The sequence below is a fragment of the Castellaniella hirudinis genome (assembly GCF_047468865.1).
Classification (GTDB): domain Bacteria; phylum Pseudomonadota; class Gammaproteobacteria; order Burkholderiales; family Burkholderiaceae_B; genus Castellaniella; species Castellaniella hirudinis_A.
Map to the genome: position 1 here is coordinate 176,806 of NZ_JBLGTV010000006.1, position 26,795 is coordinate 203,600.

Below are 26,795 nucleotides of genomic sequence, written 5' to 3' on the forward strand. Positions count from 1 at the left end.
CCTGCGGCGTTTTTATCCCAACCATCATGCTCATTGTCCAAAAATACGGCGGCACCTCGATGGGGTCTGTCGAACGCATCCAGAACGTCGCCCGCCGTGTGGCCAAATGGCATGCCGCCGGCCATCAGGTCGTGGTCGTGCCCTCCGCCATGTCGGGTGAAACCAACCGCCTGCTGGGGCTGGCCAAGGAAATCTCGCCCCAGCCGGACCCGCGCGAACTCGACATGCTGGCCGCCACCGGCGAACAGGCCAGCAGCGCCCTGCTGGCCATCGCCCTGATGCGCCAGGGGGTGGCGGCGCGCAGCTATGCCGGCTGGCAGGTGCCCGTGCGCACCGACAGCAGCTACACCAAGGCCCGCATCAAATCCATCGACGACACCCGCGTGCAGGCCGACCTGGATGCCGGCCGGGTGGTCATCATCACCGGGTTCCAGGGCATCGACGACGATGGCCACATCACCACCCTGGGGCGCGGCGGCTCGGACACATCCGCCGTCGCCGTGGCGGCCGCCATGAAAGCCGACGAATGCCTGATTTTCACGGATGTCGACGGGGTGTACACCACCGATCCCCGGGTCGTCCCGGAAGCCCGCCGCATGAACGTCATTTCCTTCGAGGAAATGCTGGAAATGGCCTCCCTGGGATCCAAGGTGCTGCAGATCCGCGCGGTGGAATTCGCCGGTAAATACCAGGTGCCCCTGCGGGTGTTGTCTTCGCTGACCGACCCTTTGATCCCGGTGGATGAAGAAATGCACTCGGGCACGCTCATTACTTTCGAGGAAGATCAGAAAATGGAATCCGCCGTAGTTTCCGGGATCGCCTTCAGCCGCGACGAGGCCAAGGTCACCCTGCGCAATGTGCCCGACACCCCGGGCGTTGCCTATTCCATCCTGGGCCCCGTGGCCGCCGCCAATATCGACGTGGACATGATCCTGCAGAATATCTCCCAGCAGGGCATGACCGATTTCTCCTTTACCGTCAATCGCAACGATTTCGCCCGCACCCTGGAACTGCTGAAAAACCAGATCGGCCCGGCGGTCGGGGCCGGCGAGACCGTGTCGGACGACAAGGTTGCCAAGGTATCCATCGTGGGCATCGGCATGCGCAGCCATGTGGGGGTGGCCAGCCTGATGTTCCGCACCCTGGCCGAAGAAGGCATCAATATCCAGATGATCAGCACGTCTGAGATCAAGACTTCCGTGCTGATCAACGACAAATACATGGAATTGGCCGTGCGCGCCTTGCACAAAGCCTTCGAGCTGGATCAGGAACCCGCGCGCGCCGACGCCTGACGGCGGCGCCTGGCGAAGCCTGTGCATCCCATCCGGCCCGGCGTTTCCCCGCCGGGCCGGATTTTCTTTGCCGCGCCGCGGCAAAGGATGGCGCGTGTGGCTTGCTTCCTGGGGGATCAGCGCGACAAAGACTGATCGCTGTCGCGATCCTGGTGGTGGAAATCCGCCGTGACGGCCGCCATGAATTCATCCAGGTCGATTTTGCCGTCGTTATTGGCGTCGATGTGCTTGAACTGGTTGGGGGTCAGCACGCCGGCGGCTTCGTCGATGGTGATGACGCCATTGCCGTTTTTGTCCAGGCGCGCAAAGGCCCCGTGCATGAAGGTTTCGTATTCGGCCAGGCTGATCTTGCCGTCCTGGTCGGCGTCCAGGCGTTCAAAGTTTGCCGTGGTCCAGTCGGAGGATGTCTGGGCCAGCACCGGCGCGGCGACAAACAGGCAGCACAGCAGCAACAGGTTTTTTTTCATGATGTCGATATCCTTGTTGTTTGGGCCTTAGCGGCACCCCATCCGGTTGCCCACATAGCCGCCCCCGCCGATGCCGGCGGCCGTGGCCAGGGTCTTGCCGCTGCCCCCGCCGATGGTGCTGCCCACCAGCCCGCCGATGACCGCCCCGCCCACAGTGGCCGCGATGCAGTCGAATTCGGACGTCGTGTTGCTGCTGTGCCGGCTGCCGCCGGGCGCTTGGCATGCCGCCAGCGCTCCGGCGGCCAAAAGGACCGCGAATAGTGCCGATTTGCCCATGATCAGGTCTCCTGCTGAATAAGCTGAAAGTTTAAAGTTTCTCTGATGATAGCGTGAATCGCGCGGTGTTTGGCGTCTCCTGCAGGAATCGAACCTGCAATCTTCCCTTAGGAGGGGAAAGTTATATCCATTTAACTAAGGAGACCGGGGGCGTGCACAGAACTGTGCACCGGTAGGCAATCTAGTAGTATAAAGCAGCCATTCCTGTTGTGCCGGCTCCGGTCGGCCGCCACCGCCTGGCGTCGTTCATGCTCAATCTGCTCTGGTTCTGTTTTTTCCTGGTTGCCGCCGTTTCCGCCCTGTTCCAGTGGCTGGTGCTGGATCGGCCGGATATTTTTTCGCAGCTGGTCGCCAGTCTGTTCGACATGGCCGACCTGTCCGTCAAACTGATGCTGCTGCTGTTTGGCACGCTGACGCTGTGGATGGGCTTTCTGCGCATCGCCGAAGCCGCCGGTCTGGTGCGGGGGCTGGCGCGCCTGCTGGGGCCGCTGTTTCGGCGGCTGATGCCGGGCGTGCCCGCCGGCCATCCCGCGCTGGGCCTGATCACGCTGAATTTCGCCGCCAACGCCCTGGGCCTGGACAATGCCGCCACCCCCATCGGCCTGCGCGCCATGACTGAACTGCAGACTTTGAACACCAGCCCCAAGGCGGCCAGCAATGCGCAGATCCTGTTTCTGGTGCTGAATTCCTCATCCCTGACCCTGTTGCCGGTCACGATCTTCATGTACCGGGCGCAGCAGGGGGCGGCCGATCCGACCCTGGTCTTCTTGCCGATTCTGCTGGCCACCTCGGCCTCCACCCTGGTCGGCCTGCTGTCCGTCGCCTATATGCAGAAGCTGAAACTCCACGACCCCGTGGTGCTGGCCTGGCTCGGGACGGGCGCTCTGGTGCTGGGCGGTTTCATGGCGCTGCTGGCCGGCCTGAATGCCGCGGCGGTGGCTGCGCTGTCGTCTTTGTTGGGCAACCTGGTGCTGTTTGGCGTCATCATTGCCTTCCTGGCGGTGGGGGCCTGGAAGCGGATCCCCGTGTACGATCACTTCATCGCGGGCGCCCGCGATGGCTTCGATGTGTGCAAGAATCTGCTGCCTTATCTGGTCGCCATGCTGTGCGCCGTGGGGGTGCTGCGGGCCTCCGGGGCGCTGGATCTGCTGCTGGACGGCATCCGCTGGACGGTGCAGCTGGCCGGGCTGGACGGCCGTTTCGTGGATGCCTTGCCCACCGCCCTGGTCAAGCCCTTTTCCGGCAGCGCCGCGCGCGCCCTGATGATCGAGACCATGCAGCACAGCGGGCCGGACAGCTTCGCGGCCTTGCTGGCCGCCATGGTGCAGGGCAGCACCGAAACCACGTTTTATGTGCTGGCCGTTTATTTCGGGGCCGTGGGCATTCAACGCGCCCGGCACGCCGTGGGCTGCGCCTTGTTGGCCGACCTAGCGGGCGTCCTGGCGTCCATTGCGGTGTGCTATTGGTTTTTCGGCTGATGGCCGCCCAGGCGTTTCGCCGGGCTTGCGCCTTTGCGGGCCGGTGACGGCGGCTGTTGCGGGGAGCGGCGGTGCGGCATATCCTCATGGTATTGCACCTCACGGGTTCAAGCATGAGCACTCGCGTGTTTTCCGCGCCCGGCGCATTTCTGTCGGGCATTGCCTTGTCGCTGGCGGGTTGCGCCAATATCGCCGCCACCCCGCCGGGCACGCCGCTGGATCAGGTATCGGCCCGGTTCGGGGCGCCTACCTTGCAGTGCCTCAACCGTCAGGGCCAGCCCCGCGCCGTGTGGTCGCGTCAGCCGTTTGGGCAGTATGCCTGGGGGGCCGACCTGGATGGGCAGGGCCGGGTGGAGTCTGTGGTTCCCGTGCTGACCGACGCGCATTTCCAGATCCTGAGGCAAGGTGTCTGGACGGCCGAGCAGGTGCGCTGCGAATTCGGGCCTCCGGCCGAAATCGATACCGTCGGCCTGCCCGGTACGCGCCAGGTGGTCTGGGCGTATCGCTACAGGCAAGACCAGGTCTGGAATTCTCTGATGTATGTGTTCATGGGGGCCGATGGCCGGCAAGTCACCAAATTCCACCCGGGGCCGGATCCCCGCTACGATCGAGACCGGGGCTTTATCCCCTATTGAATGAGCGCCCGCCCGCCGTATTCGCGCATGCCGTTCGCGCACGGTTTGCGAAATCCCCGGATTGGCGGTGCGCGTCTTGGGGCTGCTTGTCTTGCGCGGCGCTGTTTTCTTTGTGCCGCTTTCTTATGTTAGAATCCCGATCTTGCTGGAGACGTGGCCGAGTGGTTGAAGGTACTCCCCTGCTAAGGGAGCATGCGGCTTATACCCGCATCGAGGGTTCGAATCCCTCCGTCTCCGCCAGCAATATTAAGCCCTTGATTTTTAAGGGCTTTTTTCTTTTCTTGGGTGAAGAAGCTGGTAAAGAATTGGTAAAAAATGCCAACCTACCACCTGCCCATCTATGCCAGATCCCCCTCTGGGATCTACTACCTACACACCAGCCTACAAGGTAAAGCCTTCAAGAGGTCTCTAAACACCAGAGACAGGCATGAGGCTACACTCATAGCCATTCCCATAATTAAGGCCATAGAAGCCCTGAGAAGAGCTTCCAGAGGCATCAGTGATATGACTATTAGAAAGTTTGAAATAGACCTTCAAAACCAGATTTTTAAGTCCAATGGCACACCAGAGGACAGTACAGCCCTTTTAGAGGCTTTGGACAAGCTAACAAGGCTTGCCCCTATGCCAACCCTTCCAGTTCAACCACAGCCCCAAAACCAGCCCACACAGGCATTGGAACAACCCCAAGAAGGCACAAGGCCAGACATCACCATTCTGGAAGTCTTTGAGGACTACAAACTTTTCAAGAAATTAAAGCCTGCCTCTATCACAAAATATGAGGGTGTGGCAACTGAGTTCTATCAGTTCTGCAGAAAAAAAACACTCAACAGAATGAGGGAAAGTGATTTTTTGAGTTGGCAAAAAACCCTTTTTCAAAAAGGGCAGGCACTTTGGACAGTTCAATCAAAAACAACAATTATCAACAGCCTGTTTGAGTTTGCTATCAGGAGAAGAAGCTACTATTACAGCAATCCAGTAGTTGATAAAAAGGTAATGACCAAAAAGGACAAACTGGAATCAGCATATGATTCTTTTGACCTTCAAGAAATACTCAAAATCTACAACACAAAAGATCTCAAACAGCACAAAGCAAAAGACCCAGATTTCTACTATGTGCTTATGATTGAGGTTTTAACAGGTATGAGAGTAGGGGAAATAACCACACTCAAAAAGTCTCAACTCTTTGATTATCAGGATAGGCTAATAATCAGGATTGTAGATAGCAAGACAAAATCAGGCATTAGAAAAGTAAGCCTCCCCCCTGATTTTTCAAATGAATTGAGGGAGTGGGTCAAAAAGGTAAATTACCCAGAGGACAAACTTTTCAAATATCTGGAAAGAGAGGGTAAAGGCTCTGGCAATGCCGTTGGCAAGAAGTTTGCCAGAATACTACAAGCAAAAGGGCTAACTTACAGGAAATATGTATTCCATTCAGTTAGGAAGTTCCTCAACAATTATTTGAGGCAGGCAGGCATTAGTCTTGAAATGAGAAGCCAGATAATAGGCCATTCAGTTTTTAAGTATGATGGCATTGATTTGACTGATAATGTCAATATTGATTTTTACAGCAAAGACTATGAACTGGAAGCCATTATTCAAACTCTTGAACCACACCAAAACTCAATAATACTTAATATAAATCTGGTTTGAGTGATTAAGCCCCTGAAATATGGGGCTTTTTTTCATCTTTGATTTTTAGACTGTAACTTCTTTTGAAAGTCTTTGAGCTTTTTTTCATCAACTTCAACATCTTTGATTTGTTTGCCACTAACAGCAGAAGCCACACCTTTAACCACATAATACACAAACAACAAAACCAGCACTATTGGAATCATCCAAGGCATCATTACAGCAGCCCAAAAGATCAACCACGCTTTTATCATTCCTAACATATCAGCCCCCGAAAATATCAGACATATCAAGAATATCTTTTTTGGGTTCAGTGTTTAGTTGCTTTGCTTCAATTTCAACAACTGATTTCTCTACAATTTTGCCATCTCTTAATTCATCAATAAAATCAATAATTAACTTTCTAATGTCTACTTTGTGCTTTTTGGCATAATCAACAATGAACTTTTTTCTTTCTTCATTGATCTTAATATTGAGTTGAAAATTATTCTTTCTGTTTGTTTTCTTATTCATTTTTATGTCTACCTCAGAATTAAAAGTGTCTACCTTATAAATATTTATGTCTACCTTATTATATGAATTGTGTCTATCTTTAGCAAAAAAGATAAGAATATTTTAAATAGGTAGACATAAAAAGTCTCATTTTCTTTGACGGCCAATAAGTAATTTTCCATACTATCAATTAGGTGGTTAGATTAGTAATCCAGCAACCTAATGGGGTTCCCCATTAGTAGCCATAAACAAGTTTATGTCTTTGCTGTTTGGGGTATCCCCAAGCCCCTAAATCTAACCATAGATTATGAAAAGGAAAATTACCTATGAGCACAACAACAAAAAGAACAAGCAGAACAATTAAGCTCAATCAAGAAGAGAGAGACCAGATCCAGAAATCAGCAGATGAGGCAGGTTATAGGTTTGGTGTTTTTGTCAGAATGAAAGCACTTAATCAATCACTCATCTTTAAAGATAGACAAAAGACACTATCGAACATTAACCAAGTCTTTGGCTTACTCAAAGCAATCTACAAAGCAAAAAATCACACTGACATCAAAGCAGAATTAAGAGCCATTCATATCTCATTAGAAGAATTGAAAAAGGAGGTGAGAAAATGGCAATAGTTCAAATTAGCATCAGGCAAAAGGAAAACAAGATCAAGTCTTGTTCTGGTGCTGTCAATTACGTTTTGGGAAACATTGATGGCAATAAAGAAGAAAGAAAAGTAGCACCAAAAATTGTTTATGGTGATCCTCAGTTGATTAAGGACTATGACAAACACCCAAATATGGCAAGCAAGAATAAAAGCACATCAGGGGTTATTGCTTTTAGAGACAATGAAAAATTAGACAAGAACCAAGAAAAGGAATTGATTGACCTACTACAAAAAACAGCAATTCCAAAAGAGTATAGGGATAGGGTTGATATGCTGATAGTGAAGCACGAAGACAAAGGCAATACTGAATATCACTTCATAATTCCCCACCTGACAAATGAAGGGGAAAAGTTTAATCCTTGGCCTGTCATAGGAAAAGACAGAGGAAAAACAGCAATTAAGGCAGGGAAAGCAATAACCAGATTAGTGAATGATACTTTTGGTTTTGAGCAGGTATTGAGAACCAGAAATAGCAATGGCCTAACATCAGCAGAAAGAAAGATCCCTGATCTTCAAAAAACCAAAAGAGCCAATCAAAAAGCCCAAGCAATTCACAACATAGTCAAAACTGAAAAAATACAGGATAGAGGCCAGTTAATAGAGCATCTGAAAAAAAAGGGCATTGAGATTAGCAGAGCAGGGGACAACTACATCTCTATCAAATCACCAGGAGATGCTAAGGCTATGAGATTGTCAGGTGGGATTTTTGCCAAAGATAGCACAGCAGACTATCAAAGAATAAACAGCCAAACTATTGAAAAACCAACTTATACAGCACAAGATAGAAAAGCAGACATTGAACTAATCAAGGCATTTCATCATCTTGTAGTTGATAGGTTTGAAGGTAAGCAACACAATCAGGCTCAACTACTACAAGCATTTAACCAATGTGAAAAGCAGGCCAATAAGTTGGAGTTGAAAATAGAAACCCCAAAGCAAACAGCGTTAGGCCCTAACGGTCAGAAGGAAAAAGCAAAGAATAGTCCAACCCCTACAACACCAGCACAGCAACATCAGCAACAAGCAACAACAGCAAACAATCAAGGATTAGGAGGACAGGCTATAAGTTCAGGAGTAGGAGAAGCAGAGGCATCACTTCAAACTGCTTTAAGTGAATTATCAGCAGCACAAGCACAAAAGCCTATAAATCACCAAAGAGTAATTCAAGCAAAAATTGCTATTCAAAGAGCACAACAAGCATTAGAACAAGCAAAAAAATCAGAGGCAGATCAACAGAACAACCAAAGAAAGAGATACAGGATTTAACCATCCATTATTATTTTCCTCCCGAAAATGGGGTCTCTTTGTCTTCGACCTCATCTGCTTTTTGCCAAAAAACTAACCCCAAAAAACAACACCAAAAACAACCCTAAAAAAACAGCAAAAAATTAACCCCAAAAACACACCAAAAAATGGGACGACATTTCCGTGTCGCTAGGCATATTGGTGATTATTGTCCATCTCAGTTTAAAAAACCTTTGGAAACACTGATGAATAAAGACTTTGAGCAGTTTTGCAAATTACAAACCACTTTGCTTATTCTCCAGCTATCACCCATCAAAAAACTACCTTAAAAATGAACTAAAAAACCATCTAAAAAACAGTTAAAAATCACATCAAAAACAGCATCAAAAACAACAATAAAAAATCAATTTTCAAAACCTACATACCAAACGCATATGCGCTCTTGAATAATTCCAATCATTAAGTATAATATCAATGTAGCTTCCTGCTACTATTATTGTTCATTATCTCTTGTGCTAAGTTGATATGAAAAAAAATAAAGGCCACTGTAAAAGGTGGCTTTTTTCTATTTGATTTTTCAATTCAATTTTATATACTAATTACAAGCACAAGGAAAAAATACAATGAATAATAATAATCAAAAACAATCTATCGATCCATTTATCAATGCCTACAATCCTGATTTAATGTCAGAAAAACATAAGAGGCTGTTAAGTGAAGAAGACCAAAACAACTATAACCTCAATAGAAAAACACTTTATGCGTTAAGCACGAAGGTTAGGCAATGGCATATTCAATTTGGTAGAGAAGGAAAGAATTACAGAGGACAAACAATAGATGGAGAAAAGGAACCATTTAAATATCACCCTCAAATAGGCTGTTGTGTTAACCCTCTTAAAAACTTTGATGAAAACAAAAAAAGAGTGGTGGGCAAAGTAAAACCTACATTTGCTGAAATCAACGGCAGGTGCTATGTCAAAGGTGTTATTTCTTGCCAAAAAAACCAATGTTGCCCTATTTGTGCTCTTAGGTACGAAATGGAAATGTTGTCTAAGATAAAATTGCTTTTTGAAAGTTTTGACTACAAGAAAAAGAAACTTGACTTGCTTACTTTCACAGCACCACATCAAAGACATCAAGCATTAAAAGACATTAAGGATAAAACAGCAAAAGCCATTCACTTAATGAGAACAAAATATGCCAGTAAAGAGATTAAAGAGTTTTCAGGCTTTGTTGATTTTGTAGGTTCAAAAGAGACAACATATGGAGATAAAAACGGCTGGCATCATCACTTACACGACGCCTGGTTAGTAGATAGAAATACTGATCCTGAAAAACTTTTAGAGAAGGTAAAAGATCAATGGTTTAAATGTTGTACTCAGGCAGGATTGCTTCCTAAAAGAATTTCCCCAACAGCAAAAAAAAATTTTTATGAAAGATCAGTTCAAATAGAAGATGATTACAAATCTTCAAAGTATTTGGCAAAGATGGCTGACACAAGCAAATGGGGGATTGAAAAAGAATTGGCAATGGGTTCATCTAAAACAGCCAAAAAGGGAAGATACACACCTTTTGAACTCATTAAATATGATCGTAAAGACCTATGGAGAGAATGGGTTGAGGCATCATTCAAAACTCATAGAATCCAGTTTGGACCAGTCTTCACAAAAATGCTTGAAGAATTAGAGAAGAAGCAAGCAGAAGAATTAACACCAGAACAAATAGAAGCCCAAAGATCAATAGACATCAAACAAATTGAACTAATGAGCGACTGGTACAACATTATCAGGTATAACTACAAGCCTATTATCTTTGAAGCAGTTGAAAAACTCGATACACTTGAAGAAAAGATCAAAGCAATTGAAAGCCTAATCCAAAAATTAAGAGACAAAAAAGAAAAGAGAAAAGACAATGAGACAGAACAATTAATTTCTTACCTTGAAAACGAAGATAGGGAAATAGCAGAAGAAGAGAAAGAAAAAAACTGGGCTGAATATTGTAAATACAATAGTAGGGAAGATATAAAAAGGTTTGAAACAATAAGGCAAGAGTTAAGAATTGCTATGTGCCAAGGCAAAAAATATTATGTTTATGGAGATGATACATATATTGTTGATAGAGCCATAAATGCTGGTATTACATCTATTACAAGTACACCTTGTTTTGAAGATATTGAAGATCTTGAAGATCTTGAAAATATCAAAGTTGATGATATTGATATTGATGAATTAGCTGCCTTGTTTAGCAGTTGAGGTCGTAAGACAAAGAGATCCATTGTCCTTGGACGAGAAGGCCCAGGGGCCGCTAATGGGGTGTGTGTATCCCCTATCTGCTACAATGAGAGGGTAAAGAACTGGTAAGATTTTCAACAACCCAAAACCAGCTAACCACTTGAAAGAAAAGGCTTTTCTGGCTCTGACAGGTAATCCCTCCGTCTCCGCCAGCAAAACAAACAAAAGTCCTTTTTTTTACAGGGATTTTTGTTTTTCAGCGGTTGCGTACTGCGGTTTTACTGCGGAATTCGACGAAAGAATCCTGTCCGCAGCAGCCAAATTTCGCCCTTTATCAGCCCCAGGAATCCACTTCGCATAGTCTTTCATCATGACTTGAAGGCTATGAGCGTGCTGTTTGGACACCCAAACAGGGTCTGCGCCCGCCATGAGCGCCAGCATGACGCTGGTATCCCGGCACTCCTTGGGTGGCCTGTAGCGAATGCTCGCTATGCGCAAGGCGGCCTCCCAGCGGCGTCGCTGAACCTGCTCATCGCCCCAGGGCTTCTTTGTGAATGGGCTCCTGAATACGAGGCCACCAGACAGTTGGGTAATAGCGCGTTGGCGTTCAACGACTGCGCTGGCGCGTGAATTCAACTCAACCTCACGCTGAACCACTGTTTTGGTACGCTCCTTGTCCTAGCCCAGCACCCTGGCACGGCGCACCAGCAAGGCGCCGCTCCGAATATCCACATCCTGCCAAAGCAAGGCGACCTTGGTCACCGCTTCGGTATCAATGACGACCTTCAGTTTCTGGGTGTTGGACATGGATGGCTCCAATGAAAAGCCCCGGCCAGCATGGGGCTGTCGGGGCTTGGGAATTTACAATTTCGTATGCACAATTTGCTTTACTTAAATCCTAATCGTATGTACAATTTGGCTTATGGACATCACATACGACCCCGCCAAAAACAGCAAAAATATCGCCGAACGCGGGCTGTCGTTTGGCATGGTTGCCCAGTTCGATTTCTCTACCGCCATCGTCTATGCGGATACCCGCAAGGATTACGGCGAAACCCGATACATCGGCATCGGATATATCGGACAGCGCCTGCATGTCGTGGTGTTCACCGAAACCGAAACAGGCTTGCGTGTCATCAGTCTACGTAAAGCCAATGACCGGGAGATAAAAGCCTATGTCTCGTAACAATAACCCCATGATCGACAAGGCCGGAGAAGTCCGTGACCTCACCGACGACGACCTCAAGAAATTCCGTCCAGCCAGCGAAGTGCTACCGGATAGCCTGAAGACTAAGCTGGGGGTGCGCTATCGCGGTCCACAAAAAGAGCCAACAAAAGAACGCATCACCATCAGGCTATCAGCCTCTACGCTGGCCGATTTCCGGGCAACTGGCCCAGGCTGGCAAGGTCGCATCGACTCTGCCTTGCGTGACTGGCTGGATGCCCATCAGCGCAGGTAATTCAGTGCTGCCCAGAAACGCAAAACCCCGCTCAATGGCGGGGTCTGTTTTCTCTGGGCGAAGAACCACAAGTGGTAGATGCTGGTTATTATCACACTGATTTTTCATCCAGTCAAGTCTTATTCTATAAACCCGCCTTCACGCAACACTCCTTCGCCAGGCTGGCGCCGGCCGCCTTCGTGGGGTCGTATTGGGCGACCTGGGTAGCCGATACGCTGACCAGCTCTGAATAGCGGGGCTGGCTTGCGAGAGGGGGTATGGGGCGCTGGAGTAGACGCCTGCGTGCCTATCTGCGGGGATGGAAGGGCTACTTCCGGCTGTCGCAATCTAAATCGCTCTGGCAAGCGCTGGACGAATGGATACGTCACCGGTTGAGGGCTATCCAGCTCAAGCAATGGAAACGCGGCACCACCATGTTCCGGGAGCTGCGAGCCTTGGGCGCCAACGCCACAGTGGCACACCGTGTTGCGGCAAACAGCCGCCGCTGGTGGCGCAACAGTGGAAAGCTCTTGAATAGCATCTTGACGCTTGCGTGGTTCGATGACCTGGGCCTGCCGCGCCTCTCCTGACCTCAACTTCTTGAACCGCCCGGTGCGAACCCGCATGCCGGGTGGTGTGGCAGGGGCGCAGCTCACAAGAGTTGCCCCCTATGCCGATTCTGGAAAAGAAGCTGGTAAAAAACTGCTAAAAATACCAAATGACCGCACCGTCAAGGCCGCATCTTGACTTCATCCCCGGTTTTGCCTTAAATTCAAACGATTGTTTGAATTAATAATTCGATGCCACTTGGCCCGCAGTATGCGCAGGCCGATGGCCGATCCACCCGGAGACCTGGAAATGCCCGACTACAAAGCCCCCCTGCGCGATCTGAAATTCGTGCGCGACGAAGTCCTGAACTATCCCGAACATTACCAGTCCCTGCCGGGCTGCGAAGACGCCACGCCGGACACGGTGGACGCCATTCTGGAAGAAGGCGCAAAATTCTGTCAGGAAGTCCTGGCTCCGCTGAACCCGGTGGGCGACCGCGAAGGCTGCACCTGGTCGGCCGATGGGGTCGCCACCCCCAAGGGCTTCAAAGAGGCCTACGCCCAGTACGTCGAAGGCGGCTGGCCGGCGCTGTCGCACGACCCGGCCCATGGCGGCCAGGGCCTGCCCGAATCCCTGGGCATGGCCATCAGCGAGTTGATGGGCGAGGCCAACTGGGCCTGGGGCATGTACCCCGGCCTGTCGCACGGCGCGATGAACACGCTGCAGGCGCACGGCACGCCGGAACAGCAGAAGACCTACCTGGAGCCCCTGGTCTCGGGCAAGTGGACGGGCACCATGTGCCTGACCGAAGCCCATTGCGGCACCGACCTGGGCATGCTGCGCACCAAGGCCGAACCCCAGGACGATGGCAGCTACCGGATCAGCGGCACCAAGATTTTCATTTCCGCCGGTGAACACGACATGGCGGAAAACATCGTGCATATCGTGCTGGCCCGCCTGCCGGACGCGCCCGCCGGCACCAAGGGGATTTCCCTGTTCATCGTGCCCAAGTTCCTGCCGGACGGCCAGGGCGGCCTGGGCGCGCGCAATGCGGTCAGCTGCGGATCCATCGAGCACAAGATGGGCATCCATGGCAATGCCACGTGCGTCATGAACTTCGACAGCGCCACGGGCTTTCTGATCGGTCCGGCCAACAAGGGCCTGAACTGCATGTTCACCTTCATGAACACGGCGCGCCTGGGCACGGCCATCCAGGGCCTGGCCCATGCGGAGGTCGCCTTCCAGGGGGCCAATGCCTACGCGCACGAACGCTTGCAGATGCGTGCCTTGAGCGGCCCGAAATTCCCGGATCAGCCGGCCGATCCCATCATCGTGCATCCCGATGTGCGCCGCATGCTGCTGACCATCAAGTCCTTTGCCGAAGGCAACCGGGCCTTGCTGTATTACGCGGCCCAGCAGGTGGACATCGCGCACTACAGCCAGGACGCCGAGGCCCGCGAAACCGCCGAAAAATTGCTCAGTTTCCTGACGCCCATCGCCAAGGCCTTCATGACGGAAACCGGCTTCGAGGCCGCCAACCACGGGGTGCAGGTGTTTGGCGGGCACGGTTACATCGCCGAACACGGCATGGAACAAAACGTGCGCGACAGCCGGATTTCGATGCTGTACGAAGGCACCACCGGCATCCAGGCGCTGGATCTGCTGGGCCGCAAAGTGCTGCTGACCCAGGGCGAGACCTTGCGCGCCTTCACCAAGGTGGTGCATAAGTTCTGCAAGGCGCAAAGCGGCAACCGGGCCATCGCCGAATTCGTCAAGCCCCTGGCCGAGCTGAACAAGGAATGGGGCAGCCTGACCATGAAGATCGGCATGTCGGCCATGACCAACCGCGAAGCGGTGGGGGCGGCATCGGTGGATTACCTGATGTATTCCGGCTATGTGACGCTGGCGTATTTCTGGGCCGACATGGCCCGGGTGGCCGCCGAGAAGATCAAGGCGGGGGCCGGCGACAAGGCCTTCTACGAAGCCAAGCTGCACACCGCCCGCTTCTATTTCACGCGCATCCTGCCGCGCACCCTGGCGCACGCCGAAGCCATGAAGGCCGGGCCCGCCGTGCTGCTGGACATGCCCGCCGAGGACTTCGCGCTGGGCTATTGATGATGCCGCGCGCCGCGCCCCCCGTGGGCGCGGTTCAGGGCCACGCGCCAAGGTCGCCTTGCGGTGGCCTTTTTTCATTTCACCATGACTCCAGCACCGAACTTCGCTGGACTACGCCGAAGCCCGATACAGCAGGTTTATCAATAACTTAGGCGAGTTCAACATATGCCGGTGCTTTCCGAAACCTGACCCAACTTCCCTGCTGGTGGCCCCTATGAGGCTCTTGGGAATCGGGTCTTTCCGAGGAGTCATCATGGCAAAGATCAAGCTCACCAAGTCCGCAGTCGATGCGGCACAACCCCAGGCGCAGGCCGTCGAACTCAGGGATACCCTGGTGCCCGGCTTCTTGTGCAAGATTACCCCATCGGGCCGCAAGGTGTTCATGCTCCAGTACCGGACGAACGCCGGCGAGCGCCGCAAGCCCGCCTTGGGCCAGTACGGGGAACTGACCGTCGAACAGGCCCGCTCGCTGGCTCAGGAATGGCTGGCCCAGGTGCGCCGGGGCGGCGACCCGGCCGCAGACAAGGCGCAGGCGCGCAAGGCGCCCACGGTCAAGGAGCTTTGCACGAAGTTCATGGAGGACTACTCCAAGCTGCGCAACAAGCCCAGCACGCAGGAAGGCTATCAGAGCGTCATCGACCGCAACATCGTCCCGATGATCGGCCGGATGAAGGTTCAGGACGTGAAGCGCCCGGACGTGGCCGGGATGATGAAGAAGATGACGCACAAGCCGGCCGACGCGAACCGGACGTTCAGCGTCATCCGCCGCATGTTCAATCTGGCCGAGGTGTGGGGCTACCGGCCCGACGGCACCAATCCGTGCCGGCATGTCCCGATGTTCCCCAACGGCAAGGCCACCCACCTCATCAGCGACGAGGACATGGGCAAGCTGTTCCGTCATCTTGAGCATCTGGAGGCCGAGGGGCTGGAGAGCTACGTCATCCCGCTGGCGATCCGGCTGCAATTCGAGTTCGCCGGCCGTCGCGGCGAAATCGTCACGCTCCAATGGGATTGGGTGGACTTCGAGAACCGGCGCGTCGTCTGGCCCGACAGCAAGACCGGCGGCATGTCCAAGCCCATGAGCGAGGAAGCCTATCGGCTGCTTTCGGCAGCACCGCGCCGGGACGATTGCCCGTATGTACTGCCATCCCCGAACCATCCCGGCCAGCACCTGACCACGGGCGAGTATTACAACGGCTGGAGCCGTGCGCTCAAGGCAGCGGGCGCGGCGCATGTAGGCACGCACGGCATCCGCCACCGCTCGGCGACCGACATTGCCAACTCGGGCATCCCGGTCAAGGTCGGCATGGCGCTGACCGCGCACAAGACCGTGGCGATGTTCATGCGCTACGTCCACACCGAGGATGACCCGGTGCGCAAGGCGGCCGAACTGGTGGCGAACCGGCGCAAGACGATCACCGGCGCCAAGCGGCTCCCTGCGGAGGCAACGGCATGACCAGGCGCAAGGCATCCATCGCGTCACCCGCAGCGCCAAAGGCGCTGCTGGGCGACATTCGGGCACTGATCGAAGCGGCGCGCAAGCGCGCCGCTTCGGCGGTGAATAGCGAGCTGTCGATGCTCTACTGGCGTATCGGCCAGCGCATCCATACGCAGGTCTTGGAAGGTCGGCGGGCCGACTACGGCGAGGAAGTCGTGCTGACCTTGGCGGCGCAACTGGTGAAGGAGTACGGCAGCAGTTTTTCGGTCAAGAATCTGCGCCGCATGGTGCAGTTCGCCGCTGCCTACCCGGACGAGCGAATTGTCGTATCACTGATACGACAATTGAGCTGGACGCACTTCATCGCCCTCATTCCGCTGAAAGACCCGCTCCAGCGGGACTACTACGCGCAGATGGCCGGTGCCCAACGCTGGAGCGTGCGGACGCTGCGCGAGCGTATCGACTCGATGTTGTACGAGCGCACGGCGCTGTCCCAAAAGCCGGAGGAAACCATCGCGCAGGAACTGGCGACCCTGCGCGATGCGCAGCGCATGACGCCTGCGCTGGTCATGCGCGACCCCTACATCCTCGACTTCCTGGGCCTGCGGGATAGTTGGCAGGAAAGCGACCTTGAGGCGGCCATCATCCGCGAAATGGAAGCATTCCTGCTGGAGCTGGGCGCGGGCTTCTGCTTCGTCGCCCGGCAGAAGCGCATCCAGATTGACGATGAGGATTTTCACCTTGACCTGCTGTTCTACAACCGCAAGCTGCGGCGGCTGGTGGCGGTGGAGTTGAAGATCGGCGAGTTCAAGGCAGCCTACAAAGGGCAGATGGAGCTTTACTTGCGCTGGCTGGACAAGCACGAGCGGGAGCCGGAGGAAGCCTCGCCGCTGGGGATCATCCTTTGCACTGGCAAGAAGCGTGAGCAGATCGAGTTGCTGGAACTGGACAAGTCGGGCATCCACGTTGCCGAGTACCTGACCAGCTTGCCGCCGCGTGCGGTGCTGGGCGAGAAGTTGCAGCAGGCGACCGAGCGGGCGCGGTTGCAGATCGAGCAGCGCCAGCAAGACACCGAGTAGCCCAAACAGCATTCGTGCGTCCCGGCGTGCCGCCGTCGGGTTCGCGGGCTGCGCCCCGCGCTTCGTGCCGAATCGCGGCCATCCGGCTTTGACCCCTGACGCCTTCGGCCCTGGCGGGCCTGCGCGCTCCGCTTGCACAAAGGCAAGTGTGTGCATTGGGCGGGTGTGGGCGGTCTTGCTGTTCCCTTCACCGTATCACGGCGTTCTCGCCGTCAAGGGCTGCGCGTGCTTGCACGCTTGCGGCCCGTGGCCGTCCTTGACCCCTGACTGCTTGCGCTGCGCCGTGCTCGCCACGGTTCCGGGCAATTCCGCCCGAGTAACCGGAGCACGATCATGTCGCAACTGTCCTTTTCCTCGTTCGATTCCTCGCTGATGGTGCGTGACGCGCAGGGCCGCTACCTGCTGGCGACTGCCGAGCAAATTCTGGAGGCTGCGCGCCAGGCCATCGAGCGCAAGATGCAGCGCGGTACATCGTTCACGTCGCCGGCGGCGGTCAAGGAGTACCTGCGCGCCAAGCTGGCCGGCTTCGAGCATGAGGTGTTCGCGGTGCTGTTCATGGACACGCACCATCGACTGATCGAGTACGCCGAAATGTTCCGCGGCACCATCGACGGTGCATCGGTGTATCCGCGCGAGCTGGTCAAGGAGGCGCTGCGGCTCAACGCGGCGGCGGTCATCGTGTCGCACAACCATCCGAGCGGCAATCCCGAGCCGAGCGGTGCCGACCGGGCGCTGACCCAGCGGCTCAAGGAGGCGCTGGGGCTGGTGGACGTGCGCGTGCTGGATCACATCATCGTCGCGGGCACCGACACCACATCGTTTGCCGAACGTGGCCTGATCTGACGAAGGGGCTTCGGCCCCTTTTTGCTGCGCCCGGCGCGAGCCGGGCGAAAACGCTGCCTCGGATTTCCGAGACAGCGTTTCGGAAATTCATAGCCTGCATGGAGGTATGGGGCGGTCTTGCTGTTCCCTTCATCGTGCCACGGCGTTCTCGCTGTCAAGGGCTGCGCGCGATGGCGCTTGCGTCCTGGCGGCCGTCTGCGACCCCTGACTGCTTGCGCTGCGCCGTGCCCCGGAAGGGTCGGGCAATTCCGCCCGGCATCCTTTCAGGAGTTCACCATGAACCACGCACTCATCACCGACGAGCAGCGCATCGTGCTGTTGGCCAACGGCCGCGCATCGCTGGAGAACCAGCATTTCGATCCGGCCCCCGTGGTCAAGCTGTTCACGCCGGATGCCGGCGCGACCTGGCTGCTGACCGAGATTGATCCCGATGACCACGACCACGCCTTTGGTCTTTGCGACCTGGGCCTGGAAATGCCGGAAATCGGCTGGGTCAGCTTGAACGAACTGGCGACCGTGCGCGGCGGGCTGGGCCTGCCGATCGAACGCGACCTGTCTTTCCGCGCCGAGAAGCGGTTGAGCGCCTATGCACGCGAAGCGCGGCTGGCCGGGCGTGTCGTTGTCTGACCCGGCCCCTTGGAGCGCCGCAAGGCGCTCCATGTGCTTTCTCGACCATCACAGGAGATCCATGCCATGAGCAGCCATCACGACTACATCATCGAAATCACCGCGCAGCACGACGCGGGCAAGCCGTTCGCGCCGGAGAACGGTCAGCCGCTGCGCTTCAAGATCGGCGACGCGGTGATCTACACCAACGACTTCGGCGCGCAGTTCCATCGCCACGTCACCGGGTTCTATCGGCCTGCCGGGCCTTGCGGGCTGTACGCACTCGGCAAACGCTACCTGCTGGACTCGACCTCCCCGTGGATGCCGGTTGCGGAATCCAGCCTGCGCCCTGACGGCGCGGCTTGATGCCTTCGCGCCCCTTCTGGGGCGCTGCGCGCTTCGCTTGCACTCCAGCGGAAGGCCGTGCGGCCATCCCCGCCGCGCTGCGCTTGGCGCCCCTCGATACCGCCGCCCCGGCTGCGCCGGCGCGACAACCTCTGCACACCACCGGCATTTCATCCTGGGCATCCAGCTCATGCTGTCCATCGTTTATGGCATGGGCGTCCCCGGCCAAGAAACATGGCCGGTCGCGCTGTCGTGCTGCGCATCGAACCCCCTGCGGGGTTTCGCCCCTGACGGGCTTCCATCGTTCCCTCGCTCCGCTCGGCTGACGCCTACGGCCCGGCTTCCAGCTTCGGGCCTGCGCGCTTCGCTTGCGTGCGGTCAGCGCAAGGGGAAGGCCGTTGCCATGTCCAGCCGTCTCCCCTGACTTCATCACCTTGTCCGCGACTGTAGCCCGCGCCCGTGTGCCGTCAAGGCGCGCAGGGCCGTGTCCTCGGCTGCGCCTGCGGGCCGCACCAACCCTGCGCTTGCCTCCTTGACGGCACCCGTTCGCGCGCTCCTGACCGTCGCGGGCGATGAACTCAGGAAAGACGGTGGCAACAGGGCCAACCGGGTTCCTCGCGCCGACCGCACCAAACAGCCGAAAGGCTGGGCTCCGAATCTAGGAATCCGGTGTGCGGTGTGAACAGCAAACCTCTTTTTGTCAGGAGAAAGACCATGCAACTCGCATCCCGTTTCGCTTCCCGTTCCCCGGCATTGCGCAGCGATTACCCGCTGTCCGATGACCAGATTCACCGCGTAGCGCCGTCCATCTTCGCGGACGCGCCGCATGAGAGCCGTTCGCAGCGTTACGCCTACATCCCAACCGCCGCAGTGCTGACCGAGCTTCGCAAAGAAGGGTTCCAGCCCTTCATGGTGACGCAGACCCGCGTGCGCGACGAAGGCAAGCGCGAGCACACCAAGCACATGATCCGCCTGCGCCACGCCAGCCAGATCAACGGCGCGGAAGCCAATGAAATCGTGCTGCTGAACTCGCACGATGGCACGAGCAGCTATCAGATGCTGGCCGGCATGTTCCGGTTCGTGTGCAGCAATGGCCTTGTATGCGGCGACACCGTGGCCGATGTGCGCGTGCCCCACAAGGGCGACGTTTCCGGGCACGTCATCGAAGGCGCTTATGAAGTCTTGCGCGGCTTCGACCGAGTGAAGGATTCCCGCGACGCGATGCGCGCTATCACGCTGGACGAAGGCGAGGCCGAAGTGTTCGCCCGCGCCGCGCTGGCCCTCAAGTACGACCCCACCGACAACAAGCCCGCGCCCATCACGGAATCGCAAATCCTGATGCCGCGCCGGTTCGACGACCGCCGCCCGGACTTGTGGAGCGTGTTCAACCGCACGCAAGAAAACCTGACCAAAGGCGGATTGCATGGCCGCAGCGCCAACGGACGCCGCCAGCAGACCCGCCCCGTGCAGGGCATTGATTCCGATGTGCGCCTCAATCGCGCCCTCTGGATGCTGGCCGATGGCCTGCGCCAGTTGAAAGCCTGATTCCCCATGCGGCAGGGGCAGGCAGCAGCCCTTGCCGCATCCCTCGCTGCTGCATCCCTGAACCGTTAGGAGTTATCACCATGAACGCCGTTACCAAAACCGAAATCCACGCCCTCGAAACCGCCGCGCCGCTGGAAGTGGCCGACCCGACCAAGAACCTGATTTTGGTTCCGCTGTCGCAGTTGTTGCCGCGCCGTTCCAAGCGCAACGTCCGCACGACCCCGCGCCAGTCCATCCCCGAACTGGCCGCGAGCATCGCCCGTGTCGGCCTGCTCCAAAACCTCATCGTCATTCTGTCCGCCGATGGCGAGCAATACGAAGTCGTGGCCGGCGACCGCCGCCTGACCGCGTTGAAGCTGCTGGCGAAGAAGAAGCGCATCGCCGCCGATTACGAAGTGCCGTGCCTGCTGGTGGCCGATGCGTCCGCCCGTACCGTGAGCCTCGCCGAGAACGTGCAGCGCGAAGCCATGCACCCCGCCGACCAGTTCGCGGCCTTCGCCGCGCTGGTCAAGGAAGGCCGACCCATCGAAGACATTGCCGCCGACTTCGGCGTGTCCCCGCTGGTAGTGCAGCGCCGCTTGAAGTTGGCGAACGTGTCGCCGCGCCTGATGACGGATTACCGCGCCAGTGGTGTGACGCTGGAACAGTTGATGGCCTTGACCATCACCGACGACCACGCCGCGCAGGAAGCCGCGTTCTACGGTGCGCCGGAATGGCAGCGCGGGGCATCCGCACTGCGCGACCGCCTGACCGAGCGTGAAATCACCGCCACGCATCCGCTGGTGCGCTTCGTCGGGCTGGACGCCTACACGGCGGCAGGCGGTGGCATCCGCCGCGACCTGTTCGCCGAAGGCGATGCCGGAACCTACCTGACCGATGCCGCGCTGCTGGAAACGCTGGTGCGCGGCAAGCTGGACGCGCAGGCCGAGGACGTGCGCGCCGAGGGATGGGCATGGGTGGAAGCCGTACCGCACATGAGCCACGCCGACCGGCAGGCGTTCCAGAGTGCCCCGCGCCAGCGCCGCGAACCGAGCGCCCGCGAAGCCCGCCGCATCGCTTCGCTGCAAACCCGCCTCAACAAGATCGACGCCGAACTGGAAGACGCCTACGACGCCGAGGACGAGGACAAGACCGAGGCGCTGGAACCGCGCCGCGAACAGGTGGCCGGGGAATTGCAGGCCGTGGAGGATGCCTTGCAGGGCTACGCCCCGGACGTGCGCGCCGTGGCCGGTGCCGTCGTCACCCTCGACCGCGAAGGCGAGGCCGTGATTCATCGCGGCCTGCTGCGCGAGGCCGAGGCCAAGGCGCTGCGCACGCTGGAAAAGCTGCGGCAGGGTTTCAGCGCGGGCGACAGTGCGAACGACGAGGAAGGCGACGACACCGACGAAGCGCCCAAGACCGCGAGCCTGTCCGACCGGCTGGCGCAGCGGTTGAGCGCCCACCGCACGGCGGCGCTGCAAATCGAAGTGGCGCGGCACCCACACGTCGCGCTGGCCGCGCTGGTGCATGGCATGGTGCAGGCCGTCTTGCAGGGCAGCCACTACGGCCACGACCTGCCGCTCGGCGTGACCCTGAAAGTGCAAGACCGGCTGGAAGGCATGGCCCCGGACATGCCGGAATCGCCCGCCGCCGTGGCGCTGCGCACCTTGCAGGAAGTCGCGGGCGAAGCGTTGCCGGAGGACAGCGCCGAACTGTTCGCGGCGCTGCTGGAAAAGTCGCAGGACGAACTGGTGCGGCTGCTTGCGGTATGCGTGGCCGCAACGGTGGACGTGGTGACGCCCCGCGCTTCGCAGCACCAGCCCGGCGCGGAACTGGCGCAGGCCGTGGGGCTGGACATGGCCGCATGGTGGAAGCCGACCGCCGAAGGCTACTTCAAGCACGTTTCCAAAGCCGTGATTCTGGAAGCCGTGACCGAGTACGCCCCGGCGCACGTCACCCGGTTGGCGAAACTCAAGAAGGGCGACATTGCCAGCGAAGCCGAACGGCTGGCGGACGGCACCGGCTGGATGCCTGCGGTGTTCAAGGCCGAGGGCGCGGACGACACCACGGCGCAGGACGAGCCGCAGGCCGTGGCCGATGACGCGCCGGAAGCCCTCGAAGCCGACGACGAGGTGCAGGCGCTGGCCGCATGACCCTCACCACTACCGAGCGCCCCGGTTTTCGGCCGGGGCGCTTCGGCAAGCCCGGAGCCTTTCCCATGAATCGCCAGAATCCGACCGCCCGCCCGCGCATGGCAGCGGTCTATGCCCCCGGCATAGTGCGAGCCCGCCGCTGGCATGGCGATGGCGACGTGCGCGGCTACCATCCGCCGCAGGGCTGGACGGCCTGCGCCGACCTGACCGACATTCACCCCATCACCGGCAGCGCCTTGTCGCGTTCGGTGTGGTGGATCATCGAAACTAAGGAATAACCGCAGCGGCCCCGGCGCGATGCGCCGGGGCCGTTCTCAAAATCCGGGCGCGGCGGTGGCCGCGCCCGGTTTCAATGTCCACAGCAAGACCGCCCCGTCGCGGCCTTTGACCAGGCGGCGACGGGGCGGGCGTGCAAGTGTCTTGCACGCGGCACGGCAATCGGCGCCCGCTGGCGCGGGCAGGATCTTGATGGCGCCCCGCCGCAATGGGCGGGGCTTGTGGGGCTACGCCCCGGCTTGCTGCGGCAGGTTGTGCGAAAGCGTGCCGTCCTCGACGCTGGCGGTTCGCCTGTACGTCACGAAGGACGGTTCACCGACACGCCGCCCGGCCTTGCCTTATGGAGCTTCCACGCCACCCCTCAAGCACGTTGCCGCCAGCGGCGGCAAGGGGCGTTCTCGCCTTGTCATTGGGGTTGGCCTTGCCCGCGTCAGGGCGCAAGCCGGTGCAGCCGTCATGCGGGGATGCCGAGGTCGGCCATGTCTCCTTTCGGGAGCGGGCGGCCCCTGCGTCCTTGGCTTGTCGTGAATCCTGGCGAGGGCACGGCTGCGCCTTGGGCTTCATGGCGGCAACCTTCCAGCGAAAACAATTCCCCTGCGCTGCGCGCATTCCTCGCGGGACAAATTCTTTTCGCTTCCAGGTGCTCCACGGTGTTGCGCCCGCTGCGCGGTGCCGCCAGCCCATCCCCCGCCGGCCGGTTCACAACAAGGACGCGATGGGCGCGACCTTGTTCAACCCGAAAGGAGAAACATCATGGCTAACATCGGCACCTTCACCGCAGAGAAAGACGGCTTCACCGGCACGCTCCGCACCCTGACGCTCAACGTCAAGGTCAAGCTGGTTCCCAACGACAAGGGCGACAGCGAGAACGCCCCCGACTTCCGCGTGCAGGCGGCAGGCCACGACATCGGCGCGGCGTGGAAGAAGATCAGCGAGGCCGGACGGTCTTACGTGTCCGTGACCCTCGACGATCCTTCGTTCCCGGCAACGGTCTATGCCCGCCTGATCGAGAACGAGGACGGCACGCACGACCTGATCTGGTCGCGCAGCAAGCCCAAGGCGGCCTGACGGTCGCCCACCGCGCCCCGCCCATTGCGGCGGGGCGCCGTGCTGCTGGCGCAGCACGTCACGCACGCGCCTACGGCGCGTCGCTTTCCTTCGAGATGGCCTCAAGCTCTTGGCGCACCAGCGCCAGAAGCTGCTCGGCCTTGCGCGGGTTGTCGCCGGCGTAGGCCAGCGTCAGCAACGTCAGCGGATGCACTTCCATGACCTCACACAGCTCGGTCAGCTTGTGCATGGTCGGGCTTTTCAGATCGCGCTCCAGCGAACTCATGTAGGTGCGGCTGGACACGTCGGAAAAGGCTTCCTGGCTCAAGCCGCGCGCCTTCCTGACCGTCCGTATTGCCGTCGCCAATGAGTGTTTCGCTGTCACCAACTTGGTTTCCCCGTAAAAACCAAGATGACAGCCCATTGAACCCAATAGGGCTACAATCTAAAGTGTTCATTTGGCGATGTTGATTTCCGTATTCGTGCCTTTACGGAAATCCGCATCGGCGGATTCCGACAGAACCGGGGAATCGCATCCGTGTCTTTCCGGCTTCCTACAATCCCGCTTACGCGCATGCGTTCTTCTACGGATGCGATGGTTTGCACATCCGTGCTTGCGCACGAAAGCACGGAAACGGTTTGGCGGTTCCGTGCTTCGACGCAGAAGCGCATCCGCGCATCCTCGGTTTCGTGGAGGTTCCGGCCATGACCCTGCCGCTTCTCACCGCCGACGAACGCGCCCGGCTGCTGGCCCACGGCGCGGCACGCGCTGCCGGCCAAGGCATCGACCCGATGCCCGTGGTGCGACTGTTCACGCCGGACGCGCACGCGACCTGGCTGCTGGTGTCGCTCGATCCCGCCGATGGCGACACGGCCTACGGCCTGATCGACCTCGGCATCGGGATGCCTGCGCTGGGAACGGTCAAGCTCTCCGACCTGGCCGGCATCGTCGGGCCGCGCAAACTGCCGGTGCGGCGGGATCGGTATTTCCAGGCGGTGCGCCCGCTGTCGGAGTATGTCCGGCTGGCCCAGGAGAACGGTTCGATCACGGACTGATGAACGCCAGCGCAGTCCGGCCAGCCGGGGCGCATTGAGACTATTTCAGTCTTACTCAAGACCGGACAGGTCTGGATCGGCATTGATGCACCGAAGCGGTGCCAGCCTGATGCAAACAGTCATGATCTTTGGCAAGGACTGCGGCACGGTATCCGATGCCGCGCACCATTTCCGGGTTGTGCGGCCGTCGCATTCAGACGATTTCCGCAACACGCCGGAGCCAAACGGTCTTGACACCGACAGTTACAGCTTAACCCGATCTTGATGACGACCTGATGGCGATTCGATAGCTCCCGCACGGCGGAATCCGTGGCGACGCCCGAGCACAGGGAGGTTTTGCCATGACTGATCGCAGCGCCGAACCCTGGTATCCGACAGCGGCCTATCTCTACGTCCTGCACCTCGACGGCCCCGCGCTGGCCTGGGAATACCTGCGCCGGAATCCCGGCTACCGCCGCGACTGGCTGCGCCGTCGTCGCTGGCCGGACGCGGCGCAGGCGTGGGGCCTGCGCCTGCTGGAAGACCCGGCGCTGGATGCGCGCGACGCGCATCCAGCCTGGTTCCCCGATCACGATGCCGTGGTGCAGCTCTACCCGGATGACGACCCGCCACCCGAAGCCCATGCCTTCGAGTTCTGGCGCGTTCCTGGCCGCAAGCAACTGATCCACGACGGCAAGCGCCTGGTTCTGGTGTCGCACTGGCCCGGCTGCTGCCTGCGGCTCGCACTCGGGCCGGGCCTGGAGGACGGCATGGCCTACCTCTACGCCACTCGGGCCTGCGCCACGCCGTGCGCGCGCTATCGCACGCTCGCGGCCGGGCTGGACGCCCTGGCCGTGGCCACGGTCGTCGCGCCTGCGGCGGCGGCCCGTTCCCGGCCCACGCCGGCCGCGCTGCTGGAACTGCATACGCTCCAGGCGCTCGACGCGACCCTAGCGGGCGCGTCCCTGCGCGAAATGGCCGAAGGTCTCTTCGGTGCCGATGCCGTCGCCGCCGACTGGCACACCGACAGCGCCTTGCGCGCCCGCGTGCGCAGGCTGGTGCGCCGTGGCGAGGCGCTGATGCGCGGCGGCTATCGCCGCCTGGCACAGCTTCCGCCGCTGCGGTTGCAGTAGGGGGGGGACGTTTCGCGTCCCCCGCAGATCGTCCCTTCGCGGGGTGCCGCGCTTTCTTGAAAGTGCCTCTATCCGGCCGCGTGGTGTGGCCGGGCTTGATGGAGGTTCATCCCATGCGACCTGCTCCCTTGCGGCCTGCCGCCGCTGCTGTCGCTGCGCCTGCGCAGCCCCAACGCTACCTGACCAACGACGAAGCCGCCGAGTACCTGCGCCTCAGTCCCCGCACGCTGGAGAAACAGCGCGTGGTCGGCGGCGGCCCGAAGTTCCGCAAGTTCGGCCGGCGCGTCATGTACGCCGTGAGCGACCTCGATGCCTGGGCCGACCAGCGCAGCTACGAGGCAACTTCCGACCCGGAATATGCCGAACGCCATGCGGGCGACTACCGTGATGGCCGCTGATCGTTGGCGCGTGGGTGGCCGTCGCCATGTCCAGCCCGCCAGGGCAAGCCTTGCCGCAGCGCGAACAGCTCGACCTGTTCCGCGCGCTGCCGGGCGACATGGCACCCCGCGACAGCCAGGACTTGATGGCCTTTCCATTCTTCTCGCTGGCGAAGTCGCGGCGCACGGCGCCGATCGACTTCCGCGCCGGCGGCATCACCATCCGTGTGGAAGGCACGGCCGAGCATGGCATCGCAACGATATGGGATGCCGACGTGTTGATATGGGCCGCCTCGCAGATCGTGGAGGCGCGCGACGCGGGCATCCGCCCCTCGCGCTGGATACGCGCCACGCCCTACGAGATCCTGCGCTTCATCGGGCGCAGCACGTCGCTCAACGACTACCAGCGCCTGAAAGCGGCGCTCGACCGGCT

General features: G+C 57.9%; 30 protein-coding genes, 2 tRNA genes and 1 pseudogene. 25 read left to right on the forward strand and 8 right to left on the reverse strand.

Annotated features, from left to right (window positions below; genetic code table 11):
* Positions 1-23 precede the first annotated feature (23 nt).
* The gene (locus ACMHYJ_RS09900) at positions 24-1,292 is read left to right on the forward strand and encodes an aspartate kinase (protein ID WP_414246038.1); all 1,269 of its coding nucleotides are present in this window, start codon (positions 24-26) and stop codon (positions 1,290-1,292) included.
* 116 nt (positions 1,293-1,408) lie between these two features.
* Here the strand turns inward: ACMHYJ_RS09900 and ACMHYJ_RS09905 are convergent, their stop codons facing one another.
* The 3 genes from ACMHYJ_RS09905 to ACMHYJ_RS09915 all read right to left on the reverse strand — a co-directional run bounded on the left by ACMHYJ_RS09905 (position 1,409) and on the right by ACMHYJ_RS09915 (position 2,180).
* Positions 1,409-1,759 (reverse strand): EF-hand domain-containing protein, encoded by a 351-nt coding sequence (locus tag ACMHYJ_RS09905; RefSeq protein ID WP_414246002.1) that lies wholly within the window; start codon positions 1,757-1,759, stop codon positions 1,409-1,411.
* Between the two features lie 27 nt (positions 1,760-1,786).
* Positions 1,787-2,035, reverse strand: coding sequence for a hypothetical protein (locus ACMHYJ_RS09910; protein ID WP_414246003.1), 249 nt, complete (start codon positions 2,033-2,035; stop codon positions 1,787-1,789).
* 70 nt (positions 2,036-2,105) lie between these two features.
* Positions 2,106-2,180, reverse strand: a tRNA-Arg gene (locus tag ACMHYJ_RS09915).
* Positions 2,181-2,283: 103 nt separating this feature from the next.
* On the opposite strand from ACMHYJ_RS09915, the gene ACMHYJ_RS09920 reads away from it, so the two are divergent.
* The 4 genes from ACMHYJ_RS09920 to ACMHYJ_RS09935 all read left to right on the forward strand — a co-directional run bounded on the left by ACMHYJ_RS09920 (position 2,284) and on the right by ACMHYJ_RS09935 (position 5,798).
* Entirely contained in the window at positions 2,284-3,513 is a 1,230-nt protein-coding gene (locus tag ACMHYJ_RS09920; protein WP_414246004.1) for a nucleoside recognition domain-containing protein, read from the forward strand.
* 113 nt (positions 3,514-3,626) lie between these two features.
* Positions 3,627-4,148 carry a hypothetical protein gene (locus ACMHYJ_RS09925; protein WP_414246005.1) on the forward strand — a complete coding sequence of 174 codons (522 nt, stop codon included), beginning with the start codon at positions 3,627-3,629 and terminating at the stop codon, positions 4,146-4,148.
* A 147-nt stretch (positions 4,149-4,295) separates the two neighbouring features.
* Positions 4,296-4,388: transfer RNA gene (locus tag ACMHYJ_RS09930), tRNA-Ser, on the forward strand.
* A 75-nt stretch (positions 4,389-4,463) separates the two neighbouring features.
* Positions 4,464-5,798 carry a tyrosine-type recombinase/integrase gene (locus ACMHYJ_RS09935; RefSeq protein ID WP_414246006.1) on the forward strand — a complete coding sequence of 445 codons (1,335 nt, stop codon included), beginning with the start codon at positions 4,464-4,466 and terminating at the stop codon, positions 5,796-5,798.
* 32 nt (positions 5,799-5,830) lie between these two features.
* Here ACMHYJ_RS09935 and ACMHYJ_RS09940 read toward each other — a convergent pair whose 3' ends face one another.
* A complete protein-coding gene (locus tag ACMHYJ_RS09940) occupies positions 5,831-6,040 on the reverse strand; it encodes a hypothetical protein (RefSeq protein WP_414246007.1) in 210 nt (69 codons plus the stop codon).
* Position 6,041: 1 nt separating this feature from the next.
* A complete protein-coding gene (locus ACMHYJ_RS09945) occupies positions 6,042-6,290 on the reverse strand; it encodes a hypothetical protein (protein WP_414246008.1) in 249 nt (82 codons plus the stop codon).
* 305 nt (positions 6,291-6,595) lie between these two features.
* Between ACMHYJ_RS09945 and ACMHYJ_RS09950 the strand changes: the two genes are divergently transcribed.
* From ACMHYJ_RS09950 to ACMHYJ_RS09960, 3 genes are all read left to right on the forward strand, one after another.
* Positions 6,596-6,895, forward strand: coding sequence for a plasmid mobilization protein (locus ACMHYJ_RS09950; RefSeq protein WP_414246009.1), 300 nt, complete (start codon positions 6,596-6,598; stop codon positions 6,893-6,895).
* Positions 6,886-8,193 carry a hypothetical protein gene (locus tag ACMHYJ_RS09955; protein ID WP_414246010.1) on the forward strand — a complete coding sequence of 436 codons (1,308 nt, stop codon included), beginning with the start codon at positions 6,886-6,888 and terminating at the stop codon, positions 8,191-8,193. Before ACMHYJ_RS09950 ends, ACMHYJ_RS09955 begins: the two co-directional genes overlap by 10 nt.
* A 602-nt stretch (positions 8,194-8,795) precedes the next feature.
* Positions 8,796-10,424, forward strand: a complete 1,629-nt coding sequence (locus ACMHYJ_RS09960) for a hypothetical protein (RefSeq protein ID WP_414246011.1) — start codon at positions 8,796-8,798, stop codon at positions 10,422-10,424.
* Between the two features lie 216 nt (positions 10,425-10,640).
* On the opposite strand, the gene ACMHYJ_RS09965 is transcribed toward ACMHYJ_RS09960, so the two are convergent.
* Both ACMHYJ_RS09965 and ACMHYJ_RS09970 read right to left on the reverse strand, forming a co-directional pair.
* Complete coding sequence (locus tag ACMHYJ_RS09965) at positions 10,641-10,844, reverse strand: hypothetical protein (RefSeq protein WP_414246012.1); 204 nt, start codon at positions 10,842-10,844, stop codon at positions 10,641-10,643.
* Positions 10,845-11,081: 237 nt separating this feature from the next.
* On the reverse strand, positions 11,082-11,210 hold the full coding sequence (locus ACMHYJ_RS09970; protein WP_414246013.1) for a hypothetical protein: 129 nt from the start codon (positions 11,208-11,210) through the stop codon (positions 11,082-11,084).
* Between the two features lie 115 nt (positions 11,211-11,325).
* Here ACMHYJ_RS09970 and ACMHYJ_RS09975 point away from each other — a divergent pair, with 115 nt between their 5' ends.
* The 13 genes and pseudogenes from ACMHYJ_RS09975 to ACMHYJ_RS10035 all read left to right on the forward strand — a co-directional run bounded on the left by ACMHYJ_RS09975 (position 11,326) and on the right by ACMHYJ_RS10035 (position 23,838).
* Positions 11,326-11,589, forward strand: a complete 264-nt coding sequence (locus ACMHYJ_RS09975; RefSeq protein WP_414246014.1) for a BrnT family toxin — start codon at positions 11,326-11,328, stop codon at positions 11,587-11,589.
* Positions 11,579-11,863, forward strand: a complete 285-nt coding sequence (locus ACMHYJ_RS09980) for a BrnA antitoxin family protein (RefSeq protein WP_414246015.1) — start codon at positions 11,579-11,581, stop codon at positions 11,861-11,863. Before ACMHYJ_RS09975 ends, ACMHYJ_RS09980 begins: the two co-directional genes overlap by 11 nt.
* Positions 11,864-12,132: 269 nt before the next feature.
* Positions 12,133-12,432, forward strand: a pseudogene (locus tag ACMHYJ_RS09985) (group II intron maturase-specific domain-containing protein); the annotation flags it as partial.
* A gap of 268 nt (positions 12,433-12,700) precedes the next feature.
* The gene (locus ACMHYJ_RS09990; RefSeq protein WP_414246016.1) at positions 12,701-14,506 is read left to right on the forward strand and encodes an acyl-CoA dehydrogenase C-terminal domain-containing protein; all 1,806 of its coding nucleotides are present in this window, start codon (positions 12,701-12,703) and stop codon (positions 14,504-14,506) included.
* 253 nt (positions 14,507-14,759) lie between these two features.
* Positions 14,760-15,962: a tyrosine-type recombinase/integrase gene (locus tag ACMHYJ_RS09995; protein WP_414246017.1), complete on the forward strand. Its 1,203-nt coding sequence runs from the start codon at positions 14,760-14,762 to the stop codon at positions 15,960-15,962.
* Positions 15,959-17,023 (forward strand): PDDEXK nuclease domain-containing protein, encoded by a 1,065-nt coding sequence (locus ACMHYJ_RS10000; protein ID WP_414246018.1) that lies wholly within the window; start codon positions 15,959-15,961, stop codon positions 17,021-17,023. Before ACMHYJ_RS09995 ends, ACMHYJ_RS10000 begins: the two co-directional genes overlap by 4 nt.
* Before the next feature lie 333 nt (positions 17,024-17,356).
* Entirely contained in the window at positions 17,357-17,866 is a 510-nt protein-coding gene (locus ACMHYJ_RS10005; protein ID WP_414246019.1) for a JAB domain-containing protein, read from the forward strand.
* A gap of 276 nt (positions 17,867-18,142) precedes the next feature.
* Positions 18,143-18,493 (forward strand): DUF2958 domain-containing protein, encoded by a 351-nt coding sequence (locus ACMHYJ_RS10010; RefSeq protein WP_414246020.1) that lies wholly within the window; start codon positions 18,143-18,145, stop codon positions 18,491-18,493.
* 66 nt (positions 18,494-18,559) lie between these two features.
* On the forward strand, positions 18,560-18,838 hold the full coding sequence (locus ACMHYJ_RS10015; protein ID WP_414246021.1) for a hypothetical protein: 279 nt from the start codon (positions 18,560-18,562) through the stop codon (positions 18,836-18,838).
* A 693-nt stretch (positions 18,839-19,531) separates the two neighbouring features.
* Complete coding sequence (locus ACMHYJ_RS10020; RefSeq protein WP_414246022.1) at positions 19,532-20,362, forward strand: DUF932 domain-containing protein; 831 nt, start codon at positions 19,532-19,534, stop codon at positions 20,360-20,362.
* 80 nt (positions 20,363-20,442) lie between these two features.
* The gene (locus ACMHYJ_RS10025) at positions 20,443-22,494 is read left to right on the forward strand and encodes a ParB/RepB/Spo0J family partition protein (RefSeq protein WP_414246023.1); all 2,052 of its coding nucleotides are present in this window, start codon (positions 20,443-20,445) and stop codon (positions 22,492-22,494) included.
* A gap of 65 nt (positions 22,495-22,559) precedes the next feature.
* Complete coding sequence (locus ACMHYJ_RS10030; protein ID WP_414246039.1) at positions 22,560-22,772, forward strand: hypothetical protein; 213 nt, start codon at positions 22,560-22,562, stop codon at positions 22,770-22,772.
* Between the two features lie 751 nt (positions 22,773-23,523).
* Positions 23,524-23,838 (forward strand): DUF736 domain-containing protein, encoded by a 315-nt coding sequence (locus tag ACMHYJ_RS10035; protein WP_414246024.1) that lies wholly within the window; start codon positions 23,524-23,526, stop codon positions 23,836-23,838.
* Between the two features lie 70 nt (positions 23,839-23,908).
* On the opposite strand, the gene ACMHYJ_RS10040 is transcribed toward ACMHYJ_RS10035, so the two are convergent.
* On the reverse strand, positions 23,909-24,202 hold the full coding sequence (locus ACMHYJ_RS10040) for a helix-turn-helix domain-containing protein (RefSeq protein ID WP_175146550.1): 294 nt from the start codon (positions 24,200-24,202) through the stop codon (positions 23,909-23,911).
* A gap of 320 nt (positions 24,203-24,522) precedes the next feature.
* On the opposite strand from ACMHYJ_RS10040, the gene ACMHYJ_RS10045 reads away from it, so the two are divergent.
* The 4 genes from ACMHYJ_RS10045 to ACMHYJ_RS10060 all read left to right on the forward strand — a co-directional run.
* The gene (locus tag ACMHYJ_RS10045; protein ID WP_060092169.1) at positions 24,523-24,873 is read left to right on the forward strand and encodes a DUF2958 domain-containing protein; all 351 of its coding nucleotides are present in this window, start codon (positions 24,523-24,525) and stop codon (positions 24,871-24,873) included.
* Between the two features lie 341 nt (positions 24,874-25,214).
* Positions 25,215-25,985 carry a DUF2285 domain-containing protein gene (locus tag ACMHYJ_RS10050; RefSeq protein ID WP_414246025.1) on the forward strand — a complete coding sequence of 257 codons (771 nt, stop codon included), beginning with the start codon at positions 25,215-25,217 and terminating at the stop codon, positions 25,983-25,985.
* Between the two features lie 113 nt (positions 25,986-26,098).
* Positions 26,099-26,383, forward strand: a complete 285-nt coding sequence (locus ACMHYJ_RS10055) for a helix-turn-helix transcriptional regulator (protein ID WP_009405761.1) — start codon at positions 26,099-26,101, stop codon at positions 26,381-26,383.
* 26 nt (positions 26,384-26,409) lie between these two features.
* Positions 26,410-26,795, forward strand: a 386-nt coding sequence (locus ACMHYJ_RS10060; RefSeq protein ID WP_414246026.1) for a replication initiator protein A, incomplete at its 3' end; no start/stop codon positions are given.

Excerpts from the sequence above, each read along its gene's own strand:
- ACMHYJ_RS09995 (WP_414246017.1), top strand. The coding sequence starts at position 14,760 with ATGGCAAAGATCAAGCTCACCAAGTCCGCAGTCGATGCGGCACAACCC.
- ACMHYJ_RS10005 (WP_414246019.1), top strand. The coding sequence starts at position 17,357 with ATGTCGCAACTGTCCTTTTCCTCGTTCGATTCCTCGCTGATGGTGCGT.
- ACMHYJ_RS10000 (WP_414246018.1), top strand. The coding sequence starts at position 15,959 with ATGACCAGGCGCAAGGCATCCATCGCGTCACCCGCAGCGCCAAAGGCG.
- ACMHYJ_RS10055 (WP_009405761.1), top strand. The coding sequence starts at position 26,099 with ATGCGACCTGCTCCCTTGCGGCCTGCCGCCGCTGCTGTCGCTGCGCCT.
- ACMHYJ_RS10045 (WP_060092169.1), top strand. The coding sequence starts at position 24,523 with ATGACCCTGCCGCTTCTCACCGCCGACGAACGCGCCCGGCTGCTGGCC.
- ACMHYJ_RS09910 (WP_414246003.1), bottom strand. The coding sequence starts at position 2,035 with ATGGGCAAATCGGCACTATTCGCGGTCCTTTTGGCCGCCGGAGCGCTG.
- ACMHYJ_RS09990 (WP_414246016.1), top strand. The coding sequence starts at position 12,701 with ATGCCCGACTACAAAGCCCCCCTGCGCGATCTGAAATTCGTGCGCGAC.
- ACMHYJ_RS10020 (WP_414246022.1), top strand. The coding sequence starts at position 19,532 with ATGCAACTCGCATCCCGTTTCGCTTCCCGTTCCCCGGCATTGCGCAGC.
- ACMHYJ_RS09925 (WP_414246005.1), top strand. The coding sequence starts at position 3,627 with ATGAGCACTCGCGTGTTTTCCGCGCCCGGCGCATTTCTGTCGGGCATT.
- ACMHYJ_RS09920 (WP_414246004.1), top strand. The coding sequence starts at position 2,284 with ATGCTCAATCTGCTCTGGTTCTGTTTTTTCCTGGTTGCCGCCGTTTCC.
- ACMHYJ_RS09905 (WP_414246002.1), bottom strand. The coding sequence starts at position 1,759 with ATGAAAAAAAACCTGTTGCTGCTGTGCTGCCTGTTTGTCGCCGCGCCG.
- ACMHYJ_RS09970 (WP_414246013.1), bottom strand. The coding sequence starts at position 11,210 with ATGTCCAACACCCAGAAACTGAAGGTCGTCATTGATACCGAAGCGGTG.
- ACMHYJ_RS10035 (WP_414246024.1), top strand. The coding sequence starts at position 23,524 with ATGGCTAACATCGGCACCTTCACCGCAGAGAAAGACGGCTTCACCGGC.
- ACMHYJ_RS09940 (WP_414246007.1), bottom strand. The coding sequence starts at position 6,040 with ATGTTAGGAATGATAAAAGCGTGGTTGATCTTTTGGGCTGCTGTAATG.
- ACMHYJ_RS09975 (WP_414246014.1), top strand. The coding sequence starts at position 11,326 with ATGGACATCACATACGACCCCGCCAAAAACAGCAAAAATATCGCCGAA.
- ACMHYJ_RS09950 (WP_414246009.1), top strand. The coding sequence starts at position 6,596 with ATGAGCACAACAACAAAAAGAACAAGCAGAACAATTAAGCTCAATCAA.
- ACMHYJ_RS10050 (WP_414246025.1), top strand. The coding sequence starts at position 25,215 with ATGACTGATCGCAGCGCCGAACCCTGGTATCCGACAGCGGCCTATCTC.
- ACMHYJ_RS09955 (WP_414246010.1), top strand. The coding sequence starts at position 6,886 with ATGGCAATAGTTCAAATTAGCATCAGGCAAAAGGAAAACAAGATCAAG.
- ACMHYJ_RS09980 (WP_414246015.1), top strand. The coding sequence starts at position 11,579 with ATGTCTCGTAACAATAACCCCATGATCGACAAGGCCGGAGAAGTCCGT.
- ACMHYJ_RS10030 (WP_414246039.1), top strand. The coding sequence starts at position 22,560 with ATGAATCGCCAGAATCCGACCGCCCGCCCGCGCATGGCAGCGGTCTAT.
- ACMHYJ_RS10010 (WP_414246020.1), top strand. The coding sequence starts at position 18,143 with ATGAACCACGCACTCATCACCGACGAGCAGCGCATCGTGCTGTTGGCC.
- ACMHYJ_RS09960 (WP_414246011.1), top strand. The coding sequence starts at position 8,796 with ATGAATAATAATAATCAAAAACAATCTATCGATCCATTTATCAATGCC.
- ACMHYJ_RS10015 (WP_414246021.1), top strand. The coding sequence starts at position 18,560 with ATGAGCAGCCATCACGACTACATCATCGAAATCACCGCGCAGCACGAC.
- ACMHYJ_RS09965 (WP_414246012.1), bottom strand. The coding sequence starts at position 10,844 with ATGCTGGCGCTCATGGCGGGCGCAGACCCTGTTTGGGTGTCCAAACAG.
- ACMHYJ_RS09945 (WP_414246008.1), bottom strand. The coding sequence starts at position 6,290 with ATGAATAAGAAAACAAACAGAAAGAATAATTTTCAACTCAATATTAAG.
- ACMHYJ_RS10025 (WP_414246023.1), top strand. The coding sequence starts at position 20,443 with ATGAACGCCGTTACCAAAACCGAAATCCACGCCCTCGAAACCGCCGCG.
- ACMHYJ_RS09935 (WP_414246006.1), top strand. The coding sequence starts at position 4,464 with ATGCCAACCTACCACCTGCCCATCTATGCCAGATCCCCCTCTGGGATC.